This is a genomic window from uncultured Aliiroseovarius sp. (assembly GCF_947497285.1).
Classification (GTDB): domain Bacteria; phylum Pseudomonadota; class Alphaproteobacteria; order Rhodobacterales; family Rhodobacteraceae; genus Aliiroseovarius.
The window spans coordinates 195179-215836 of the sequence record NZ_CANMFT010000004.1 but is presented as its reverse complement, the minus strand read 5'-3'; the positions used below and the strand labels follow the sequence as shown (position 1 = coordinate 215836).

Below are 20658 nucleotides of genomic sequence, written 5' to 3'. Positions count from 1 at the left end.
TGCAGCATCTGCGCCAAAATGCTATGAATTCAAGGCCTTTTGCAAGCGTTGCGAGGCGAACTTCTTTCCTGTAGGACACGAGGCCTGATCCAAAGCCTTGTCCAATGGGAACTGCGCGTCATGTCCGACCCGAAAAAACTGTTCATTCGCACCTATGGTTGTCAGATGAATGTCTATGACAGCGAACGCATGGCCGAAGCGCTGGGCGCGGGAGGATATGTGGAAACGGACACGCCGGATGATGCGGACATGATCCTGCTGAACACCTGTCACATTCGCGAAAAAGCGGCTGAGAAAGTGTATTCGGAACTTGGCCGCTTCAAGGGTCTGAAGGCGGACAACCCCGATCTGAAAATCGGCGTGGCGGGTTGTGTCGCACAGGCCGAGGGTGAAGAGATCATGCGCCGCCAGCCGCTTGTCGATCTAGTGGTCGGCCCGCAGACATATCACCGCCTGCCACAGATGATGGAGCAGGTGGCGAAGGGGGAAAAGGCGCTCGATACCGACTTCCCCGAAGAAGACAAATTTGAACATTTGCCCAAGCGTCCGGGTGCGCAAAAGGCGACCCGCAACCCGTCGGCCTTCCTGACTGTTCAGGAAGGTTGCGACAAGTTCTGCGCCTTCTGCGTGGTGCCCTACACCCGTGGGGCCGAGGTCAGCCGCCCGGCAGACCGTATCCTCCGCGAAGCCCGTGATCTGGTCGAACGGGGTGTGCGCGAAATCACCCTGCTGGGGCAAAACGTCAACGCCTATCACGGCGCGGGCGAGGGGGGTGACTGGTCGCTGGCGCGTCTGATTTGGGCGCTGAACGATGTCGATGGGTTGGAGCGCATCCGCTTCACTACCTCGCACCCCAACGACATGACCGATGATCTGATCGAAGCGCATGGCACCTGCGAAAAACTGATGCCTTATCTGCACTTGCCGGTGCAGTCTGGGTCCGACAAAATCCTGAAACGGATGAACCGCAGCCACACAGCCGATGACTATTTGCGCGTGATCGAACGCATCCGCGCCGCGCGACCTGATATCCTTCTGTCGGGCGATTTCATCGTAGGCTTCCCGGAAGAGGATGATCAGGATTTCGAGGACACGATGGCCCTGATCCGCGAAGTGAATTACGGGCAAGCCTACAGCTTCAAATACTCGACCCGTCCGGGCACCCCGGCGGCCGAACGCGCGCTGGTGGATGATGCGGTCGCGACCGAACGTTTGCACCGTTTGCAGGCGCTGCTGACCGAGCAACAACACGCAGCCCAACAGGGCATGGTCGGCAAGGAAGTCGGCGTTCTGTTTGAAAAGCAAGGCCGCCTTGAGGGGCAGATGGTGGGCAAGTCTGACCACCTGCACGCCGTCCACGTCACCGCGCCGCATATCAAGACCGGAGAGCTGCGTCAGGTGAGAATCATCGAAAGCAGCACGAACTCCTTGGCCGGTGTTCTGGTCGATTGATCGCTCTACCCAATGGCGAAGTCACGCCTGAGTTTGCCACAATCTGTGAGAAAAGTCCTGTATTGGTGGGTAAATACCAACAATCGCAGGCGATTAGTTCTTTTTTAGGTAAACCGAAACTATTAGCGTGGCACAAATTGAAAAACGTGCCAGCTGGTGTCTGTCGTAACGCCTCCCTACCAGGAAGTGGGAAAAAACAGATCAGGCCAAGCGGGTATAGAAATGGTAGGGACCATGTTGGTCAAATGTATGGACTGGGCGGGGTTTTGGCGTATTGCTGCGATATGCGCCGCGTTTTCAGTTGCGGCCCCGGTTGCGATGGCCCAGCAAAGGGTTGAGGTCACAGGTGCGATCGAATGGGGTGTGTGGATCGACCCGGATGGATGCATGCACTGGTGGTCTGACGGTCTGGAAGAGGGTTATATGGTCACCCGCCTTCATCCGAAGACCGGAAAGCCCTATTGCCTGCGCCAGAACACGTGTCTGGTCGAAGCTTCAGATACGCTGTTCGCAACGAACAGCGCGCGCCTGACGTCGCCCGCACGCCAGAGGCTGGCAGAGTTCTTTGCCCGCGACAATTCGTTTTCCTATGCGATTTATGGTCATACGGACAGTCGCGGGTCGGACCGCCAGAACCTGCGATTGTCCGAACGCCGCGCCGAAGCCGTGGCCGCTATCGCACGTCAAAACGGATCGGTCGTCGACCGTTTGGCTGGTCTGGGGGAAAGCCAACCCATCGTCCCAAACTCATCTGCGGCCAATATGCAGAAGAACCGCCGTGTCGAGGTGGTTTGTTACAGGCTACCGGAGTGAGCATATGACCAAACCATTCATCAGCGCAGCACTGCTTCTGGGGCTTGTCGCATGCGGTCCGGGGGCAACGACGACCCTTCAGGGGCAATCGGGCATCCCGGTGATCGCACGCGCCACCGACACCGCCACCAGCAACAAAGACACCTTGCAAAGTCGTAACTTCGCCATTGCCGTGTTGCCTGACGGGTGCCAGGCGTGGCTGGGTGACAATGGGATCGAAGGTTACGCCGACAACCGGTATGACCCGGTCACCGGGCTTCCTGTCTGTTCGAACCGCTTGCCACGCGGCGCCGTGATCGGTGACCCGCGCCAGACCGGCCTTCGCGACCTGAAGCCTTGATCCAGCAAGCGCGTGACCGACGGCAAAACGCCGCCTGTTGCGCTGGTCCGGATGGCGCGCTTCATTTGGGAAACATGACAATTGCGGATGAGGGCTTGCGCCCGCCCCATTGTCTTGGCACCATCATCCCATAGGACCTGACCAGGAGACCCGTATTGGGATTTGAAGACCTGACTGCAGCCCCGGACGCTCAAACTGCACCTGAAGCGCTGCTTGAATTTCCCGACAACCGCCTTTTGATTGATTTGTGCGGTGAATTTGATCGCAACCTGACCCACATTGAAAGCCACCTTGGCGTGCAGATTTTGCGGCGCGGCAATCAGCTTGTCGTTATCGGTGAACCCGATGCGCGCGAAAAGGCGTGCGAGGTGCTGCGCGCGATCTATGAGCGGTTGGAGGCAGGCAAAACCGTGGAGGCAGGTGATATCGACGGCGAAATCCGTATGGGCGCCTCGGACCAGGGCACGGGCACACGTGACGGCGACCAGATGGAGATGTTCAAGGGCGGCCCGGTCGAAATCAAGACCCGCAAGAAAACGGTTGAACCCCGCACTGACGCCCAGCGCGCTTATGTCCTGAGCCTGTTTCAGAAAGAGCTTGCCTTTGGTATCGGACCCGCCGGCACTGGCAAGACCTATCTGGCCGTCGCCGTTGGTGTGAACATGTTTCTGGGGGGGCATGTGGACCGGCTTGTGCTGAGCCGCCCCGCGGTCGAGGCGGGCGAAAAACTCGGATACCTGCCGGGCGACATGAAAGACAAGGTCGATCCCTACATGCAGCCGCTTTACGATGCGCTGAACGACTTTTTGCCCGGCAAACAGGTCGCCAAGCTGATCGAGGAAAAACGGATCGAGATTGCGCCTCTGGCGTTCATGCGCGGGCGCACGTTGTCAAATGCGTTCGTGGTTCTGGACGAAGCCCAGAACGCGACCACGATGCAGATGAAAATGTTTCTGACCCGCCTGGGCGAGGGGTCGCGGATGGTGATCACGGGCGACCGCAGTCAGGTGGATTTGCCGCGCGGCGTGGACAGCGGATTGCGTGACGCCGAAGGGCTGCTCAAGGGGATCGACCAGATCGCGTTCAACTATTTCACCTCGAAAGACGTGGTGCGCCACCCGCTCGTGGCCAAGATCATCGAGGCCTATGATGACGCGGACCAGAAAGCGCTGGTCCGTGCGTCGAAAAATGGCCGCCGCGACAGCTGACATGCAGGTGGATCTGATCATTGAAGACGACCGCTGGAAGGCGGTTGATCTTGACGCCTTGGCTCATCGGGCTGCGCAAGCAACGCAGGCGCATCTTGCGCTTGCCCCTCTTGACGCGGGCCTTGAGGTAAGTTTGCTGGCCTGCGACGACACGCGTATTGCCACCCTGAATGGCGATTTTCGCGGCAAGCAGCAGGCGACGAATGTGCTGTCATGGCCATCAGAAGACCGTGCCGCAGCCGTTCATGGCGGCCCACCGACACCCCCAACCGACCCCGAGCTGGGCGATATCGCAATTGCCTATGACACCTGCCAGCGCGAAGCAGAGACGCAAGGCAAGGACTTTCCGGTCCATGTGACTCATCTTTTGGTGCATGGAATGCTGCATCTGTTGGGTTATGATCACATAAATGACAAAGATGCGGCCCTGATGGAGGGGTTGGAGGTTGAAATCCTTGGCAAGATGGGCATTTGCAACCCATATGAAGATTAACCTGCGCTAATTTGCGCGTTTACGGAAAAAGGGACGATGGGCGACACGACAGACGGCTCTTCTGAAGCAGCGCAAAGCGCGCAGAGTGAGACCGAGACCGAGACAGGGACCGAGACCGAAAGTGGAAGGACTGGCTTTTTTGGCCGTATCATTGGGGCACTTAGCCCTGCGGATGCGGGCGGCGAGCCACCACCGGAAGCCGTCATAGTTTCGAATGGCGCGACGCAATCCGTTACTCCCGGCATGATGAATCTGCGACGCATGCGCGTCGAGGATGTGATGATCCCGAAATCGGAGATCGTCTCAATCCCCGTAGAAATCCAGAAAGACGAGTTGGTCGAGGTGTTTCGAGACAGCGGACTGTCGCGCTTGCCGGTGTTCAATGGCACGCTCGACACACCCATCGGGCTTGTTCACCTGAAAGATGTGGCGTTGACCCACGGGTTCAATGGTAAGGCCGGGGCCAAGCCTGCGCGCTTTGCATTGCGCGATTTGATCCGTCCCCTTCTGTTTGCGCCGCCCTCGATGCCGATCGGCGTCTTGTTGCAAAAAATGCAAACTGAACGCACGCATATGGCGCTGGTGATCGACGAATATGGCGGTGTGGATGGCTTGGTCACGATCGAGGATCTGATCGAACAGGTGATCGGCGAGATTGAGGACGAGCACGACCTCGAAGAAGGGGCGCTGTGGATTGAGGAAAAGCCGGGTTGCTATCTGGCCGAGGCAAAGACGCCGCTTGATGAATTCGAGGCCGAGCTTGGGATGCGACTGCACGGCGATGACATCGACGATGAAGAGATCGAGACGCTGGGCGGCTTGGTCTTCGTCCTGCTGGGGCACGTGCCCGCACGCGGCGAGGTCATATCGCTGCCGGAAGGCCCCGAGATCGAAGTGGTCGATGCGGACCCGCGCCGGATCAAACGGTTGCGCGTGCGTGTGTCGGGGCAAACTGGCGCCGTCGCCAGAAACACGGATGATTGACAGCCTGAGCCGCGCCATAGGCAGGCCAGTCGGTCTTTTTCTTCTATCCTGCTTTTGCGGCTTGGTCGCGGCGCTGGGTCAGGCGCCGTTCGGCCTGTGGTTTTTCACCATTCTTGGTCTGGCGTTGGGATACCTGATTTGGTCGCGTGTCGCGACAACGCGCTTGGCTGCCGTGTCGGGCTGGGGGTTGGGCACAGGATATTTTGCGCTGACGCTTGTCTGGCTTGTGAACCCCTTTCTGGTGGAACCAGAGGTCCACGGCTGGATGGCGCCCTTTGCCTTGATCGGCATGGCCGCAGGTCTGGGACTTTTCTGGGCGTTTGCGGCGGCCGCTACACACTGGGGTCTGCGCAAGGCAGGGCAGGGCGGCTGGATCGCATGGCCCGCGTGGCTTTTCGTCGCAGAACTTTTTCGGGGTGTGATCTTCACCGGCTTTCCTTGGGGGGGCCCGGGGCTGGTCTGGATCGACACACCGATCGCGCAGCTTGCCGCATGGGTCGGGGTAAGCGGGCTTAGCTTCTTGACAGCGCTACTGGCGGCGGCGCTGGTCGCTGTCCCGCAGTCTGCGTCACGGGTGCGCGATGTGGGTGTCCTGTTGGTGGTCGTCTCGTTGGCGGTGCTCATCGGACTTGGTCGGGCAGGGGCGCAATTGCCCGACACCCGACCGGGCATCGTGCGGCTGATCCAGCCCAACGCGGCGCAGCATCTGAAGTGGGATCCCGACCACGCGCCCGGGTTCGTCCAACGCCAGCTTGACCTGACGGCCTCTGCGCCGGTGGGGCTTGCTCCGGACCTGGTGATCTGGCCAGAGACCTCTGTGCCTTACCTGATGGGCCAGTCGGACGGGTTGTTCGAAGTTATCTCGGACGCTGCGCGGGACGCCTCTGTGGTAATGGGGCTGCAGCGCGGTGAGGCGCTGAGATACTATAATTCGCTGGCGCATCTGGACCGGGAGGGCAAGGTCGCCGCCGTCTATGACAAGCACCATCTTGTCCCATTTGGTGAATACGTGCCCTTTGGGGATGCGTTCCTGAAGGTCGGCATCGGCGCCTTCGCCTCGCAGCTGGGGCAAGGGTATTCTGCCGGGCCGGGACCGGCGCTTCTGGATCTGGGGCCCTTGGGTAAAGTGCTGCCGCTGATTTGCTACGAGGCAATTTTTCCACGCGATATCCGCAATGCGCCGGGGCGGCCGGATTGGATGTTGCAGATCACCAATGACGCTTGGTTCGGCAGCTTTTCAGGGCCGCAACAACACTTCGTTCAAGCCCGGTTCCGCGCGATTGAGTTTGGCCTGCCTTTGGTGCGGGTGGCCAATACCGGGATCAGCGCAGTGGTGGATGCGCGGGGTCGTGTGCAAACCCAATTGCCGCTTGGACAGGCCGGGTTTCTGGACGCCGCTTTGCCCGGTGCGCTTGCTGAAACAGTTTATGCACGCTTCAGCGATGTTCCCCTGTCGGCGTTTCTGCTAAGCCTCGCGCTTGTATCACTTTTAAGCCGAAGGCGAAAATCGCATTGACCCCGGTCTTGTATCGCTGATACGCCGGGACATCACCGCCACAACGGCTTCCTGACGTGGCGGGTTGCAACCAACGGAGCATTTCATGACTCGCAAGAACCACGTATTTACCTCGGAATCCGTTTCCGAAGGCCACCCGGACAAAGTCTGTGACCGCATCTCGGATGCTGTGCTTGACGCCTTTTTGGCCGAAGACCCGCACGCCCGCGTTGGCTGCGAAACCTTTGCCACCACAGACCGTGTCGTGATTGGGGGCGAAGTGCGTGGTCCTCAGGCCGTGCTTGACCGGGTCGAGGATATCGCGCGTGCCTGCGTGAAGGACATTGGCTATACGCAGGAAGGTTTCCATTGGGAAACCATGGATGTATCGAATTTTCTGCACGCCCAGTCTGTGGATATCGCACAAGGGGTGGATGCATCTGAAAACAAAGACGAAGGCGCAGGTGATCAGGGGATCATGTTCGGATATGCGACCGTCGAAACCGATGCGTTGATGCCCGCGCCCTTGCAATACAGCCACGCCATTTTGCGCCGCCTGGCCGAAGTGCGCAAAGATGGGACCGAGGGCTGGATGGGCCCTGACGCCAAATCTCAGCTGTCTGTCCGGTATGAAAACGACCTGCCGGTCGAAGTGACATCGCTTGTGCTGTCGACCCAGCACCTGGACGACACCATGACCCCGGATGATGTGCGCGCCGCTATTGAACCCTACATCCGTGATACGCTTCCCGATGGGTGGCTGACGGAAAACACGGCGTGGCACGTGAACCCCACGGGCAAATTCGTCATCGGTGGCCCGGACGGAGATGCTGGTCTGACAGGCCGCAAGATCATCGTGGACACCTATGGCGGTGCGGCCCCGCATGGCGGCGGCGCGTTTTCGGGAAAAGACCCAACCAAGGTGGACCGTTCGGCCGCTTATGCCGCGCGGTATCTGGCGAAGAACATCGTAGCCGCCGGTATGGCGAAGCGCTGCACCTTGCAACTGTCCTATGCCATCGGGGTGGCGCATCCCTTGTCTATTTTGGTCGACACGCACCGCACCGGCGAGGTGGACGAGTCAGAAATCGAAAAGGCGATCGGCAAGGTGATGGATCTAACACCCCGCGGCATCCGCGAACACCTTCAGCTGAACAAGCCGATTTTTGAACGCACCGCTGCCTATGGTCACTTTGGCCGTGCACCGGACGCAGATGGTGGCTTCAGCTGGGAAAAAACCGATCTGGTGGACGCTCTGACAAAGGCCGTCTAGGCCGGTTTCCCATCACAAACCCACACCAAAAGGGCGGCCCGTTACTTGACGAGGCCGCCCTTTGCACGGCATAGGCGCGGCCATGACACAAGATGATGCTTCTAAAACCCATCACCGCTCGGGTGCGCCATGGCGCAATTTCTATGGCCGCCTGAAAGGCAAGCACCTGCGCGACAGCCAGCAAGGGTATCTCGAGGAAGACCTCGCCGCCCTTAGCCCCGGCGCGGTCGATTGGGAGGCGAACCCGGATCGCACACCGCTGGACCTTGAAGCCCTGTTCGGCGGCAGACCCGTTTGGCTGGAAACCGGCTTTGGTGGTGGCGAACATATGGTGCATCAGGCCGCGATGAACCCGGATGTCGGCATCATCGGATGCGAGCCATATATCAACGGCGTCGCCATGCTGCTGGGGAAGATCCGCACGGCAGGGTGCGAGAATGTCGCGGTCCACCCCGGCGATGTGCGCGATCTGTTTGACGTTCTGCCAGATCAATCCATCGACAAAGCCTTTCTGCTTTATCCCGACCCGTGGCCCAAGAAAAAGCACCATCGCCGGCGCTTCGTGACGCCGGAATACCTTGAACCCTTCCACCGCGTGCTGAAACCGGGGGCCGAGTTCCGCGTGGCCACCGATATTCCCGACTATGTCCGGCAAACGCTGGAAGAGGTGCCGCGCGCCGGGTTCGAATGGCTGGGAGAACGCCCTTCGGATTGGCGCGCGCCGTGGAGCGACTGGATTTCGACCCGATACGAGCAAAAGGCGCTGCGCGAGGGGCGGACACCGCACTATCTGACATTCCGCAGGCTCTGACGCGGCGGGGTCTGGTTTCGCGCCAATGTCTGCGCTATCAGCAATCGCAGATTACAGGAGTAGACACATGTCCGGACACGGTCCCGCCATCCCCATGACCTCGCGCAAATCCGGCCCGCTGAAAGGCGAGGCCCGTGTGCCCGGCGATAAGTCGATCAGCCACCGGTCCCTGATCTTCGGGGCAATGTGCATCGGCGAAACCCACATTACGGGCCTGCTGGAAGGTGACGATGTGCTGGGCACCGCAGACGCCATGCGCGCTTTCGGGGCCGATGTAGAGCGGCTGGGCGACGGCGAATGGCGGGTGAACGGTGTGGGCGTTGGCGGATTTGCTGAACCCGAGGACGTGATTGACTGCGGCAACGCAGGCACGGGCGTGCGCTTGATCATGGGGGCGATGGCGACCCAGCCGATCACGGCGACTTTCACGGGTGATGCCTCTTTGCGATCGCGGCCGATGGGGCGTGTGACGGACCCCCTGGCGCTGTTTGGTGCGCAAAGTTTTGGACGCGACGGTGGCCGGTTGCCGATGACCATTGTAGGCGCGCGCGACCCGGTTGCTGTGCGATATGTTACGCCGATGGCGTCCGCGCAGGTGAAGTCGGCCGTGCTGCTGGCTGGCCTGAACGTGCCCGGCAAAACCGTGGTGATCGAAAAGGAAGCCACCCGCGACCACACCGAACGGATGCTTGCGGGCTTCGGCGCGGACATCACGGTTGAGGAGACTGAGGAAGGCCACATGATTACGCTGACAGGCCAACCCGAACTGCGCCCGCAAACCATCACGGTTCCGCGCGATCCAAGTTCGGCGGCGTTTCCAGTTTGCGCGGCACTGATCGTGCCCGGATCGGACGTGCTGGTGCCCAATATCGGCCTGAACCCCACCCGTGCGGGTCTGTTTTATACGTTGCAGGACATGGGTGCGGACCTGACCTTTGAGAACGAACGCACCGAAGGCGGCGAACCCGTCGCTGACCTGCGCGCACGCTTCTCGCCCGACATGAAAGGGATCGTGGTTCCGCCAGAGCGGGCGGCCAGCATGATTGACGAATACCCCATCCTGTCAGTCGTCGCATCCTTCGCAACTGGCAAAACCGAAATGCCCGGCGTGCATGAATTGCGCGTAAAGGAAAGCGACCGGATCGACGCCATGGCCAAGGGGCTGCGCGCCGCTGGTGTGACCGTCGATGAAGGCGAGGATTGGTGGTCGGTCGAAGGCCTCGGCCCCGAAGGCGTTCCCGGCGGCGCGACTGTTGCCACCGTGCTGGACCACCGCATCGCGATGAGCTTTGCCTGCCTTGGGTTTGCGTCGAAAAAGCCCATCCATCTGGACGATGGCAGCCCCATCGCCACCAGCTTCCCGGTGTTTGAGCCATTGATGGCTGGTCTGGGCGCGCAGATCGTGCGCACGAACGCTTGAGTCTGCGGCTGGCATTCTGGCTCGCGTTTGCGGCGGCAACGGTGGTCTATCTCGCGATGGTTCTGTGGGCCTTGCCGATCATCTCGGGTGATGCGGGCGGGTTGATGCCATTCGACCTGCGCCCCTTTGGCTATACCACAGACGAGGCGCGGATGTTCCTGTCGGCTTTGGGCGATACAGGGCGGGCGCAGTATCTGGGGCCGCAGCACAAATTGGACACGCTCTATCCCGGACTCTTGGCACTGTCGCTGATCTTGGCGTATTTCCTTTTGTTTCCGCCGCGCTGGGCAATTGGGTTTGCGTCCATCGCCGCCTTGGGGGCGATCTTTGATTGGAACGAGAACTCCGCCGTTGCGGACCTGTTGCGGCTGGGCGTGGACCGCATCGATGAAGAGGTCGTTTCAATCGCCGCGCTTTTCACAATGCTCAAATCGGTCACAGTGACAGTCGCGCTTTCCATTTTTCTAGCAGGCGTGATGTTTGCGGTTTGGCAGCGCTGGAGGAGGCAAACAGGATGAAATTCACAGTCGCCATTGATGGCCCGGCTGCGGCGGGCAAAGGCACGATCTCGAAGGCCGTTGCGGCGCATTTCGGCTTTGCCCATCTGGATACAGGTCTATTGTATCGGGCGGTCGGGGCGAAGGTTCTGGCCGGCGGTGACCCGGTGGTCGCCGCCAAGTCGCTGACGGAACATGATCTGGACGGCGATCTGCGCACCCAAGAGGTCGCACAGGCCGCAAGTCGCGTGGCCGTCTTGCCCGACGTGCGCGCCGCCCTTTATGCGTTCCAGCGCGATTTTGCGGCGCGTGACGGGGGCGCTGTTCTGGACGGACGCGACATCGGCACCGTCATTTGCCCCGAGGCTGAGGTAAAGCTGTTCGTGACCGCCTCGGCGCAAGTGCGGGCAGAAAGACGGTTCGTGGAACTGTCAGAAAAAGGGGCCGATGTGACACGCGACGCGGTGCTTGCCGATGTCAAAGCTCGCGACAAGCGCGACAGCGAACGCGCTGAAGCACCTTTGAAGCCGGCACGTGACGCCGTGATCATCGACACCACAGATCTGTCGATCGAAGATGCGGTCGCCAAAGCCGTCGCCGCAATTGACGCTTGCCGTTAGGTCATTTCATCCGTTTCTTCGCCTGTGGTTGATCTGCGATTTTGTGCGCTTACCTCTGGGTCGAACCGGGATGATCCGGGCTCGTCAAAAAGGCAGGACCCACATGCTAGATAAGCTGAACTGGCGCTATGCCACAAAGAAAATGGACCCGTCGAAAGTGGTCCCTGATGAAAAGCTGGACCAAATTCTGGAAGCCATCAGGCTGGCGCCGACCTCCAGCGGCACGCAGCCGTTTGAAGTGTTCGTCGTCACCAACCCGGAAAAACGCGCGGACATCCAGAAGGTCGCTTGGAACCAGGCGCAGATCACGGATGGCTCGCATCTTTTGGTGTTTGCCGCATGGGACACCTATACTGCAGACCGCATTGATGCGGTGGTTGACCAGATGAAAGACGAACGCGGCGGAGAGAACCCGCTTTTGTCGCAGTATTATGACAATCTGAAAGCCAACTACCTGCCCCGTGAAGACCGCACCAATTTCGAACATGCTGCCCGTCAAGCCTATATCGCGCTTGGGTTCGCATTGGCGGCAGCAGCCGAATTGGAAGTCGACAGCACACCCATGGAAGGGTTCGACTCCGAAAAGGTGGACGAAATCCTGGACCTCAAGTCACGTGGCTTGCGGTCGGTCGTTCTGTTGCCACTTGGATACCGCGACGAAAGCGGTGATTGGCTCTTGTCGCTTAAAAAGGTGCGTAAACCAGTAGAAAAGCTAATGACGCGGATCGACTAGGCTACAATTGGAGCAGGGGCGATCAATTCCGCGCATCCCCCTTGCTTTATTGGCAGAATCCCCGTATTCCCCGCCCCTGTCGACAAGGTGAAAACACTGCGATCACAGGGATACGAGCAGGGTCGGAGGCTCCGGCCCTCTTTGTATTGTGGTTAACCCGTTGACCAAATTGGAAAATCCAAGACCTGCGGAGACAACCGCACGGCCCGAATAACGACTTGTAAAGGAACAAAACGCATATGTGCGCTAAAGCAACTATGGAGGAATTCGAAGCCCTCCTGAACGAAAGCTTCGAAATGGACACCCCCGAAGAGGGTTCGGTTGTCAAAGGTAAGGTCATCGCCATCGAGGCAGGCCAAGCCATCATCGACGTGGGCTATAAGATGGAAGGCCGCGTCGACATTAAAGAATTCGCTAACCCCGGCGAAGCTCCTGAAATCGCAGTTGGTGACGAAGTAGAAGTCTTCCTTCGTTCCGCCGAAAACTCGCGTGGCGAAGCTGTTATCTCGCGTGAGATGGCCCGCCGCGAGGAAGCATGGGACCGTCTGGAAAAAGCATATGCCGACGACGCACGCGTCGAAGGTGCTATCTTCGGTCGCGTCAAAGGCGGCTTCACGGTCGATCTGGGCGGCGCTGTTGCGTTCCTGCCCGGCTCACAAGTTGACGTGCGCCCCGTGCGCGACGCTGGCCCACTGATGGGTCTGAAGCAGCCGTTCCAGATCCTGAAAATGGACCGTCGTCGTGGCAACATCGTTGTGTCGCGTCGTGCAATTCTGGAAGAATCGCGTGCCGAACAGCGTGCTGAAGTCATCGGTAATCTGACCGAGGGCCAAGCGGTTGACGGCGTCGTCAAGAACATCACCGAATACGGTGCGTTTGTTGACCTTGGCGGTGTTGACGGTCTGCTGCACGTTACCGACATGGCATGGCGCCGTGTGAACCATCCTTCCGAGATCCTGACGATCGGCGAAACCATCAAGGTTCAGGTCATCAAGATCAACAAGGAAACCCACCGCATCTCGCTTGGTATGAAGCAGCTGCAAGACGATCCGTGGGATCTGGTTGCTGGCAAATACCCGCTGGAAACAGTGCACACTGGTCGCGTGACCAACATCACCGACTACGGTGCGTTTGTAGAGCTTGAGCCGGGCGTTGAAGGTCTGGTGCACGTGTCCGAAATGTCGTGGACCAAGAAGAACGTTCACCCCGGCAAGATCGTTTCGACAAGCCAAGAAGTCGAAGTCATGGTGCTGGAAATCGACCAGGCGAAACGCCGTGTGTCGCTTGGCCTCAAGCAGACCATGCGCAACCCGTGGGAAGTGTTTGCAGAAACACACCCCGAGGGCACCGAGGTCGAAGGCGAAGTCAAGAACATCACCGAATTCGGCCTGTTCATTGGCCTCGACGGCGAAATCGACGGCATGGTTCACCTGTCCGACATCTCTTGGGACCAGCGTGGCGAAGAAGCCATCCAGGACTTCAAGAAGGGCGACATCGTCAAAGCTGTTGTCTCGGAAGTTGATACCGACAAAGAGCGTATCTCGCTGTCGATCAAAGCCCTGGACGGTGACCCCTTCGCAGACGCCATTGGCGGCGTGAAGCGCGGTTCGATCATCACTGTTGAAGTGACCTCGATCGAAGAAGGCGGCATCGAAGTCGAGTATGAAGGCATGAAATCCTTCATCCGTCGTTCGGACCTGTCGCGCGACCGTGCCGAGCAGCGCCCCGAGCGTTTCCAGGTTGGTGACAAGATGGACGTCCGCGTGACCAACGTGGACAGCAAATCGCGCCGTCTGGGCCTGTCGATCAAAGCACGCGAGATTGCCGAAGAAAAAGAAGCCGTTGCACAATACGGTTCCTCGGACTCGGGCGCCTCGTTGGGCGACATTCTGGGTGCAGCGCTGAAGCAAGACGACTAAGCTTCATCCACACAAGACAACAAGCGGCCTCGTGCGATGCACGGGGCCGTTTTTCTGTCTGCAGCGTGACGAATCACGCTGCCTTTGCGGCCACTGTTTTCGAAGGGTTGTTCAGCTCTGCCCCATTTCTTGGCCCACGAAGGTCGGAAAAACAGACCGAAATTGGACGTTTTGCGCCGATTTTTTTCCTCGTCTGCTGCAAAGCTTGTATCTCGATCGTGTGTTTGCTCCTATAGTTGGACGGAATAAGGATGCAAAATCCATTACATAGACCAATTTGGGGGGACCAAGATGATCCGGTCGGAACTGATCCAGAAGATCGCGGATGAAAACCCACACCTCTATCAGCGCGACGTCGAACGCATCGTCAACACCATCTTCGATGAGATCATCGAGGCCATGGCCCGCGGAGATCGGGTCGAACTGCGCGGCTTTGGCGCATTTTCCGTCAAGAAAAGGGATGCTCGTATCGGGCGTAATCCCCGGACGGGCGAGTCGGTTGAAGTTGAAGAAAAACACGTGCCGTTCTTCAAGACGGGCAAGCTTTTGCGGGACCGTCTTAACGGCAAGTAAGAGGTAGTCATGCGCTATATCCGTTACACCTTCTTGGCGGTCCTTGCGATCGCCCTGATGACCGTCGCCTTCGCAAACCGCGACACAGTAACATTGAACCTGCTGCCGCAGGATCTTTCGGGGTTCTTGGGGTGGAGCTGGTCGATGACCCTTCCGCTGTTCGTCGTGATCTTCGCTGGCGTCATTGCCGGCGTTCTGATCGGCTTCATTTGGGAATGGTTCCGCGAACACAAGATCCGCGCCGAAGGTGCGCGCCATCGCCGCGAACGCGATCAGCTGGCCCGCGAAGTCAAAACCCTGCGCGAGCCAAAAGCCCGCACCGGGGATGATGTGCTGGCCCTGATCGACGACGCCAGCTGACTTTTCATGAGCGCAGTCGTGAAAATCTGTGGGCTGACGGAGCCTCGCCATGTTGTGGCTGCGGCTGCGGCGGGAGCGCGCTATCTGGGGTTCGTTTTCTTTCCCAAAAGCCCTCGAAATATCAGCGTGGCCGACGCGGCGCGTCTGCTGGAAGATGTGCCCATCGGCGTGGCTAAAGTTGCGCTGACGGTGAACGCCGATGACGCGTTGCTTGACCGGATCGTCGGTGAAACGACGGTGGACATGCTTCAGCTGCACGGTTCAGAAAGTCCCGAGCGGGTCGCGCAAGTGAAAGCCCGCTTCGGCCTGCCGGTTATGAAAGCCATTGGCATCGCCGGACCCGAAGATGTCGGGCAGATAGAGCTTTATGCCGGGGTGGCGGATCAATTGTTGATCGACGCCAAGGCCCCGAAAAGTGCGGACCTTCCCGGCGGCAACGGCATCAGCTTTGACTGGCGGCTGGTGCAGCGTAAATACTGGCCTTGCCCGTGGATGTTGGCTGGCGGGCTGACCCCGGAAAACGTTGCAGAGGCTGTCCGTTTGACAGGCGCAAAGCAAGTAGATGTTTCGTCAGGGGTTGAATCTGCGCCGGGGATCAAGGATGAGAAGTTGATCGCGGCGTTCTGTGCCGCTGCACATGCTGCCGCATAGGGGGGAGTGAGCCCATGGCCGACGAACTTTTCAACAGCTTCATGAATGGCCCCAATGAAAAGGGCCGCTTTGGCGACTTTGGGGGACGGTTCGTGTCCGAAACGCTGATGCCGTTGATCCTTGATCTGGAAGCCGAATATGAGCACGCCAAGACCGACGACAGCTTCTGGGCCGAGATGGACCACCTCTGGACCCACTATGTCGGCCGCCCCAGTCCGCTCTATTTCGCCGAGGGTTTGACCCGGCATCTGGGTGGCGCAAAAGTGTATATGAAACGCGACGAGCTGAACCACACAGGCGCGCACAAGATCAACAATGTGCTGGGTCAGATCCTTCTGGCCCGTCGCATGGGCAAGACGCGGATTATTGCAGAAACGGGCGCAGGGCAGCATGGCGTCGCCACCGCAACCGTGTGTGCCAAATTTGGCTTGAAGTGCATCGTCTATATGGGTGCCCATGACGTTCAGCGACAAGCGCCGAATGTGTTCCGCATGCGCCTTCTCGGGGCCGAGGTGATCCCCGTCAGTTCGGGCCGCGGCACGCTGAAAGACGCGATGAACGACGCGCTGCGTGACTGGGTGACCAATGTGGCTGACACGTTTTATTGCATCGGCACCGCCGCTGGACCGCACCCCTATCCGGCCATGGTGCGCGATTTTCAGTCGATCATTGGAAAAGAAGCCAAAGCGCAGATGCAAGCTGCCGAAGGTCGCCTGCCTGATACGCTCATTGCCGCGATCGGTGGGGGGTCGAACGCAATCGGCCTGTTCCACCCGTTTCTGGACGACAAAACCGTTCGCATCATCGGCGTCGAGGCCGGCGGCAAAGGTGTGAACGAAAAGATGGAGCATTGCGCGTCCTTGACAGGCGGGCGTCCGGGCGTTCTGCACGGCAACCGCACGTTCCTGTTGCAAGATGATGACGGGCAAATCCTTGATGGCTATTCGATCTCGGCCGGATTGGATTATCCGGGTATCGGCCCAGAACACTCCTGGCTCCACGAAATCGGTCGGGCGGAATATGTCGCGATCACCGACAAAGAGGCGCTAGAGGCCTTCCAGTTGTGCTGCCAGACCGAAGGGATCATTCCCGCGCTGGAACCCAGCCACGCGCTGGCGCATGTGATGAAGATTGCCCCGGATCTGCCGAACGACCACATCATCTGCATGAACATGTGTGGGCGCGGCGACAAGGATATCTATACGGTCGCCAAGTATCTTGGCTTTGACATGTCGGACACCGAGGGTCGCGACGCGGACTGAGCCTGCTTAGTCCATCGCTGCCGCAATAGCGCGAAACATGTCGATATTGGCGGCGTGGACGCCGTCTTGACGAAAACCCCGGTCGGCGCTGTTCACCGCGATCACCACGCCGTTGTCGCGGTCTATATAGATATACTGGCCGTATATTCCGCGCCCAAAGTATTCGCCTGCGGGCGCATCTGGCGCGATCCACCACTGGTATCCATATTGCTCGGCACCTGGCGCGGTCGCCGCAGAGGGGCGCGTTGACTGCGTGACCCAATCGGCAGGAACGATCTGGGTGTCATTCCATTCTCCGCTGCGCCGAAACATCTCTCCGAACCGGGCATAGTCACGGGTTGGCAGGTTCAGACCGCCCAGAACAAAGGCAACGCCGCCGCCATCAGTGATATAGACCGGGTCAGCTTCGAACCCCATCGGTTGCACCAAGTATTTCTGCATCAGATCGGGAATGGACTGCCCGGTCGCCCCCCGGAGCACCATTCCGATGATATGCGTGTCGATAGACACATATTGCCATGTCGCACCCGGGGGGGCGAAAGTTTCGCTTAGCCCGGCGGCGAACGCATCCATTGACTGGCCAAGCGCCAGAACCCGCCCCATGCGGTTGATGTCAGAATTAAAGTCCAGATAGTCTTCGTTAAACACCACGCCCGAGGACATGTTCAAGACATTGCGGATCGTCGCGCCTTCGTAGGCGCTGCCTTTCAGGGCTGGTGCATAGTTTTCGACGGGGTCATCAAGCGACGCAATCGCGCCCTGTTCCAAAACGATCCCGGTCAACGCCGACAAGAAGCTTTTCGCGACAGACCAGCTGATGCGGCGGTCATCGGGCGACGTATCAAGATAATAGCTTTCATGGCGCAGGGTTCCATCCTTCAACACCACCAAACCCGTGACAGCGCGGTCCTTGATCCAACCCTCTGTGCCCGCAGGTAGGACAAGTGGATCACCGGCAGGTAAGGGCGACACCTTCCCGCCGTCGCGCGCCATCGTAACGGTCAGAAAGGCCTGATCCATGTGCGAGAAGTTATGAACAATTTTCTCTTCTGAAAACAAAGAGTTCACGGTCAGCAACCTGCCGATTTCCTCCCGCTTCCAGAAGGCTGCGGCACCGACCAAAAGAGCGATGAACAGCGCAACCTGTAGCAGGCGCTTGAAAAACCGACGCATGTGACCTCCTGTTAGTTCAGGGTTAGGGTGCCGTCCAATCCACCCAACGTCCATGAAAATCGACGCGACCAAGCGTCAACTTCTGTCCCTCTGGCCATATCATCAGAGTGATTGCAGCCCCTGCGCCGCGTCGTTCGTCGGCTTCCATCGAAAGATGGGCGACCGGTCCGTGCTGTGACGCGGCTTTGATGGCCGCCGCGCAGCGCGCTTGCGTTTCGGGCGGAAAATACTGCCACGCGATCGTATGATAAACGAGCGTCAGGTGATCAGGTGCCGTGTGGCGCAACTGGGCCTCAAGCCATGGGGCTGCGTCACCGGCGTCAACTTCTGCGTCCAGTATCGCGATGGCGGCGCGGGTGCGGGCAAGCCGCTCTGGTTGGTCTGCCCAAAGATACGAGATCAGCCGAAGCGCATCATCAGGGTCACGCGCATTCATCGGCATCAGATCAACACCCCGCCGCCGCGTGATTTGCGGGCATGGCCCGGAAGGCGCATCACCGCGCCATTCAGGTGACAACGTCACAGCCGCGGTGTTTGGGCCAAGGCGCCCGTCGGGCAGATCAAGTGCAAACTGATCCCACATCAGGTTCAAGCCGGCGCTCGCCCCCAGTTCATACATATGTATCGGAAGCCCAAACCGCCCCACCAAAAGATGTCCGGCCGCAATCAGAATCGCGGCGCGACGCACCTCGTTGGTTTGTGGCGGATTGTCCAGCCAGCGGTCCAGAAGCGCGGCGTGATCGGTCAACGCCACTTGAATCGCAGCCCAAAGGCTGGCGTCGTCGGGTGACGGGTTCGGCGGATAGACCGCTTGCAACGCGGGGCAGGCGTCGATCAGGACCAGTGCGTGTAGCCCGGCCAAAAGGCGCAGCGGCACCGAATGCCCACGCGGTCCGATGTCACCCGACCAGTCAAACATCCGATCTGTCAGTGGCGTGCCGGGCTGGATGTTATCTGCCAGCAGGTCCAGCACGCGCGCGGTGAAAGGCGAGTCAAGATGCCTGTTGCTGCCCGCCTGGTGACGCAGCGCGTCACGTAGGCTCATGAAAACTTGTCCATCAGGCGTTGTAGTGGGCTGCGGGTTTCCTTGGGTTCGGCGTCCGCTTTTTGCTCGGAAGGCGACGCCGGTGCGGGATCGGCTTTGACGGCTTCGGTTTTCGGTTGCGACGTGGAAGAACGCGGCGGATTGATCCGCCGCCCGATGGCGTTCATGAACTTGCCACTGTCCCCTTCGACAAGATCCACCGCCCCGTCGGCACAGCCGCGCAACACGTCATCCAGCCAGCCTTCATCCGCCTTGGCGAAATCGCGCAGAACATAGGACGAGACCGCATTCTTGTTCCCCGGATGCCCGATGCCCATCCGCACGCGGGTATAGTCCGGCCCGATATGAGCGTGGATCGAGCGCAGACCGTTATGCCCGGCGTGCCCGCCACCCCGCTTCACGCGCACCTTGCCAGGGGCCAGATCCAGTTCGTCATGGAATACGATAACGTCGTCAGAAGTCAGTTTGTAAAACCGCATCGCTTCGCCGACGGACTGGCCCGACAGGTTCATGAACGTCTCGGGTTTAAGCAACAGCACCTTCTGATTGCCAAGCAGACCCTCTGAAAAGGCGCCCTGAAATTTACCCCGCCAAGGCGCAAACCCGTGGTCATCCGCTATCCGGTCCAGCGCCATGAAACCAATATTGTGGCGATTCCCGGCGTATTTCGGGCCGGGGTTTCCAAGTCCCACAAAGATTTTCATCGGCAGGCCTTTCTACTGGACATTTCGACGGAACCCCGGACATTCTGGGGTCCGAACAAAATAGAGGTCCCCTTAACAGGTTGCAATCATTGCATCGCACGCCAGCAGAAGGAGGCTATTTTTGCCCCGGTTTCACATAGACGGAATAACTTTGCAGATCCCTCAACGCTGCCTCAACCCTGCAATTGAAGACGCGATTGGGCAGGGGCATTATGAAGGTAAGGAGTTGGCAGGGATAAAGCGGCACCTCAAGCCCGAAGACCGTGTGTTGGATCTGGGCGGGGGGGCCGGCTATCTAGCCGTGCAGGCAGCAAAGATTGTGGGTGCAGGCAATGTAACCACCGTCGAAGCCAACCCCGATATGGTGCGTTCAATTGGTCGAACCCTGGCGTTGAACGATGCGCTTGACCTAAGGGTGCTGCATGGGGCTGTCGTGGCGGACAGTTACACGCAGGACACTGTCACCTTCGAAGCGAAGGCGGCATTTTGGGCGTCGTCCATCTCCAATGGTGCACCAGGTCAGAAATCAAAACTGGTGTCGGTTCCGGCCCTGAAACTGAGCGATCTGTTCGAGGCCTTCGACCCGAGCTTTGTCGTGATGGATGTAGAGGGCGCAGAGGTCGAACTGGCGCAACAAAGCTGGGCCAAGTCCGTGCGGTTTGTGATCATGGAAATCCATCCGCAGCTGTATGGTCCGCCTGTTATTCAGCAAATTTTCGATGGAATGTCGCGGGCGGGGTTTACCTATATGCCGTGGGGGTCGCGCGGAAATGTTGTTGTCTTTCAGAGGGTTGCATCAGATTGAGTCACAAAAAAGCGGACCCCAAGGGGC

General features: G+C 59.2%; 22 protein-coding genes and 1 riboswitch. Of the genes, 19 read left to right on the top strand and 3 right to left on the bottom strand.

The window, feature by feature from the left end; all coding sequences use genetic code 11:
- Window positions 1-120 precede the first annotated feature (120 nt).
- From miaB to trpB, 18 genes are all read left to right on the top strand, one after another.
- Window positions 121-1452, top strand: a complete 1332-nt coding sequence (gene miaB, locus Q0864_RS08875) for a tRNA (N6-isopentenyl adenosine(37)-C2)-methylthiotransferase MiaB (RefSeq protein WP_298568189.1) — start codon at window positions 121-123, stop codon at window positions 1450-1452.
- Window positions 1453-1686: 234 nt separating this feature from the next.
- On the top strand, window positions 1687-2265 hold the full coding sequence (locus Q0864_RS08870) for an OmpA family protein (RefSeq protein ID WP_298568186.1): 579 nt from the start codon (window positions 1687-1689) through the stop codon (window positions 2263-2265).
- Window positions 2266-2269: 4 nt separating this feature from the next.
- Window positions 2270-2605 (top strand): hypothetical protein, encoded by a 336-nt coding sequence (locus tag Q0864_RS08865; RefSeq protein ID WP_298568183.1) that lies wholly within the window; start codon window positions 2270-2272, stop codon window positions 2603-2605.
- A gap of 155 nt (window positions 2606-2760) precedes the next feature.
- Window positions 2761-3813 carry a PhoH family protein gene (locus tag Q0864_RS08860; protein WP_298568180.1) on the top strand — a complete coding sequence of 351 codons (1053 nt, stop codon included), beginning with the start codon at window positions 2761-2763 and terminating at the stop codon, window positions 3811-3813.
- Window position 3814: 1 nt separating this feature from the next.
- Window positions 3815-4306, top strand: coding sequence for an rRNA maturation RNase YbeY (ybeY, locus tag Q0864_RS08855; protein ID WP_298568822.1), 492 nt, complete (start codon window positions 3815-3817; stop codon window positions 4304-4306).
- Window positions 4307-4342: 36 nt separating this feature from the next.
- Window positions 4343-5290 carry a hemolysin family protein gene (locus tag Q0864_RS08850; RefSeq protein ID WP_298568177.1) on the top strand — a complete coding sequence of 316 codons (948 nt, stop codon included), beginning with the start codon at window positions 4343-4345 and terminating at the stop codon, window positions 5288-5290.
- Window positions 5283-6806 carry an apolipoprotein N-acyltransferase gene (gene lnt, locus Q0864_RS08845; RefSeq protein ID WP_298568174.1) on the top strand — a complete coding sequence of 508 codons (1524 nt, stop codon included), beginning with the start codon at window positions 5283-5285 and terminating at the stop codon, window positions 6804-6806. Before Q0864_RS08850 ends, lnt begins: the two co-directional genes overlap by 8 nt.
- A 32-nt stretch (window positions 6807-6838) precedes the next feature.
- Window positions 6839-6887: riboswitch (SAM-SAH riboswitch) on the top strand.
- A gap of 4 nt (window positions 6888-6891) precedes the next feature.
- A complete protein-coding gene (metK, locus tag Q0864_RS08840) occupies window positions 6892-8058 on the top strand; it encodes a methionine adenosyltransferase (RefSeq protein ID WP_298568172.1) in 1167 nt (388 codons plus the stop codon).
- Between the two features lie 82 nt (window positions 8059-8140).
- Complete coding sequence (locus Q0864_RS08835; RefSeq protein ID WP_298568169.1) at window positions 8141-8869, top strand: tRNA (guanine(46)-N(7))-methyltransferase TrmB; 729 nt, start codon at window positions 8141-8143, stop codon at window positions 8867-8869.
- A 67-nt stretch (window positions 8870-8936) separates the two neighbouring features.
- Window positions 8937-10289 (top strand): 3-phosphoshikimate 1-carboxyvinyltransferase, encoded by a 1353-nt coding sequence (aroA, locus tag Q0864_RS08830; RefSeq protein WP_298568166.1) that lies wholly within the window; start codon window positions 8937-8939, stop codon window positions 10287-10289.
- Window positions 10286-10807: a hypothetical protein gene (locus Q0864_RS08825; protein ID WP_298568163.1), complete on the top strand. Its 522-nt coding sequence runs from the start codon at window positions 10286-10288 to the stop codon at window positions 10805-10807. The genes aroA and Q0864_RS08825 overlap by 4 nt, the downstream gene beginning before the upstream one ends.
- Window positions 10804-11406 carry a (d)CMP kinase gene (cmk, locus tag Q0864_RS08820; protein WP_298568160.1) on the top strand — a complete coding sequence of 201 codons (603 nt, stop codon included), beginning with the start codon at window positions 10804-10806 and terminating at the stop codon, window positions 11404-11406. Before Q0864_RS08825 ends, cmk begins: the two co-directional genes overlap by 4 nt.
- Window positions 11407-11509: 103 nt before the next feature.
- On the top strand, window positions 11510-12139 hold the full coding sequence (locus Q0864_RS08815) for an NAD(P)H-dependent oxidoreductase (protein WP_298568157.1): 630 nt from the start codon (window positions 11510-11512) through the stop codon (window positions 12137-12139).
- 239 nt (window positions 12140-12378) lie between these two features.
- Window positions 12379-14058 (top strand): 30S ribosomal protein S1, encoded by a 1680-nt coding sequence (rpsA, locus tag Q0864_RS08810; RefSeq protein WP_298568154.1) that lies wholly within the window; start codon window positions 12379-12381, stop codon window positions 14056-14058.
- 291 nt (window positions 14059-14349) lie between these two features.
- Complete coding sequence (ihfB, locus tag Q0864_RS08805; protein WP_298568151.1) at window positions 14350-14631, top strand: integration host factor subunit beta; 282 nt, start codon at window positions 14350-14352, stop codon at window positions 14629-14631.
- A 9-nt stretch (window positions 14632-14640) separates the two neighbouring features.
- A complete protein-coding gene (locus Q0864_RS08800; protein ID WP_298568148.1) occupies window positions 14641-14991 on the top strand; it encodes a LapA family protein in 351 nt (116 codons plus the stop codon).
- Window positions 14992-14997: 6 nt separating this feature from the next.
- Window positions 14998-15642, top strand: coding sequence for a phosphoribosylanthranilate isomerase (locus tag Q0864_RS08795; protein ID WP_298568146.1), 645 nt, complete (start codon window positions 14998-15000; stop codon window positions 15640-15642).
- Window positions 15643-15656: 14 nt separating this feature from the next.
- A complete protein-coding gene (trpB, locus tag Q0864_RS08790; protein WP_298568143.1) occupies window positions 15657-16904 on the top strand; it encodes a tryptophan synthase subunit beta in 1248 nt (415 codons plus the stop codon).
- Window positions 16905-16910: 6 nt separating this feature from the next.
- On the opposite strand, the gene Q0864_RS08785 is transcribed toward trpB, so the two are convergent.
- From Q0864_RS08785 to pth, 3 genes are read right to left on the bottom strand one after another with little or no spacing between them, the layout of a single operon-like run.
- Entirely contained in the window at window positions 16911-18077 is a 1167-nt protein-coding gene (locus tag Q0864_RS08785; protein WP_298568141.1) for a serine hydrolase, read from the bottom strand.
- Between the two features lie 22 nt (window positions 18078-18099).
- Window positions 18100-19122: a DUF2332 domain-containing protein gene (locus Q0864_RS08780; RefSeq protein WP_298568137.1), complete on the bottom strand. Its 1023-nt coding sequence runs from the start codon at window positions 19120-19122 to the stop codon at window positions 18100-18102.
- Window positions 19119-19826: an aminoacyl-tRNA hydrolase gene (pth, locus tag Q0864_RS08775; protein WP_298568134.1), complete on the bottom strand. Its 708-nt coding sequence runs from the start codon at window positions 19824-19826 to the stop codon at window positions 19119-19121. Before pth ends, Q0864_RS08780 begins: the two co-directional genes overlap by 4 nt.
- A 151-nt stretch (window positions 19827-19977) precedes the next feature.
- Between pth and Q0864_RS08770 the strand changes: the two genes are divergently transcribed.
- Complete coding sequence (locus Q0864_RS08770) at window positions 19978-20631, top strand: FkbM family methyltransferase (RefSeq protein ID WP_298568132.1); 654 nt, start codon at window positions 19978-19980, stop codon at window positions 20629-20631.
- Window positions 20632-20658 lie beyond the last annotated feature (27 nt).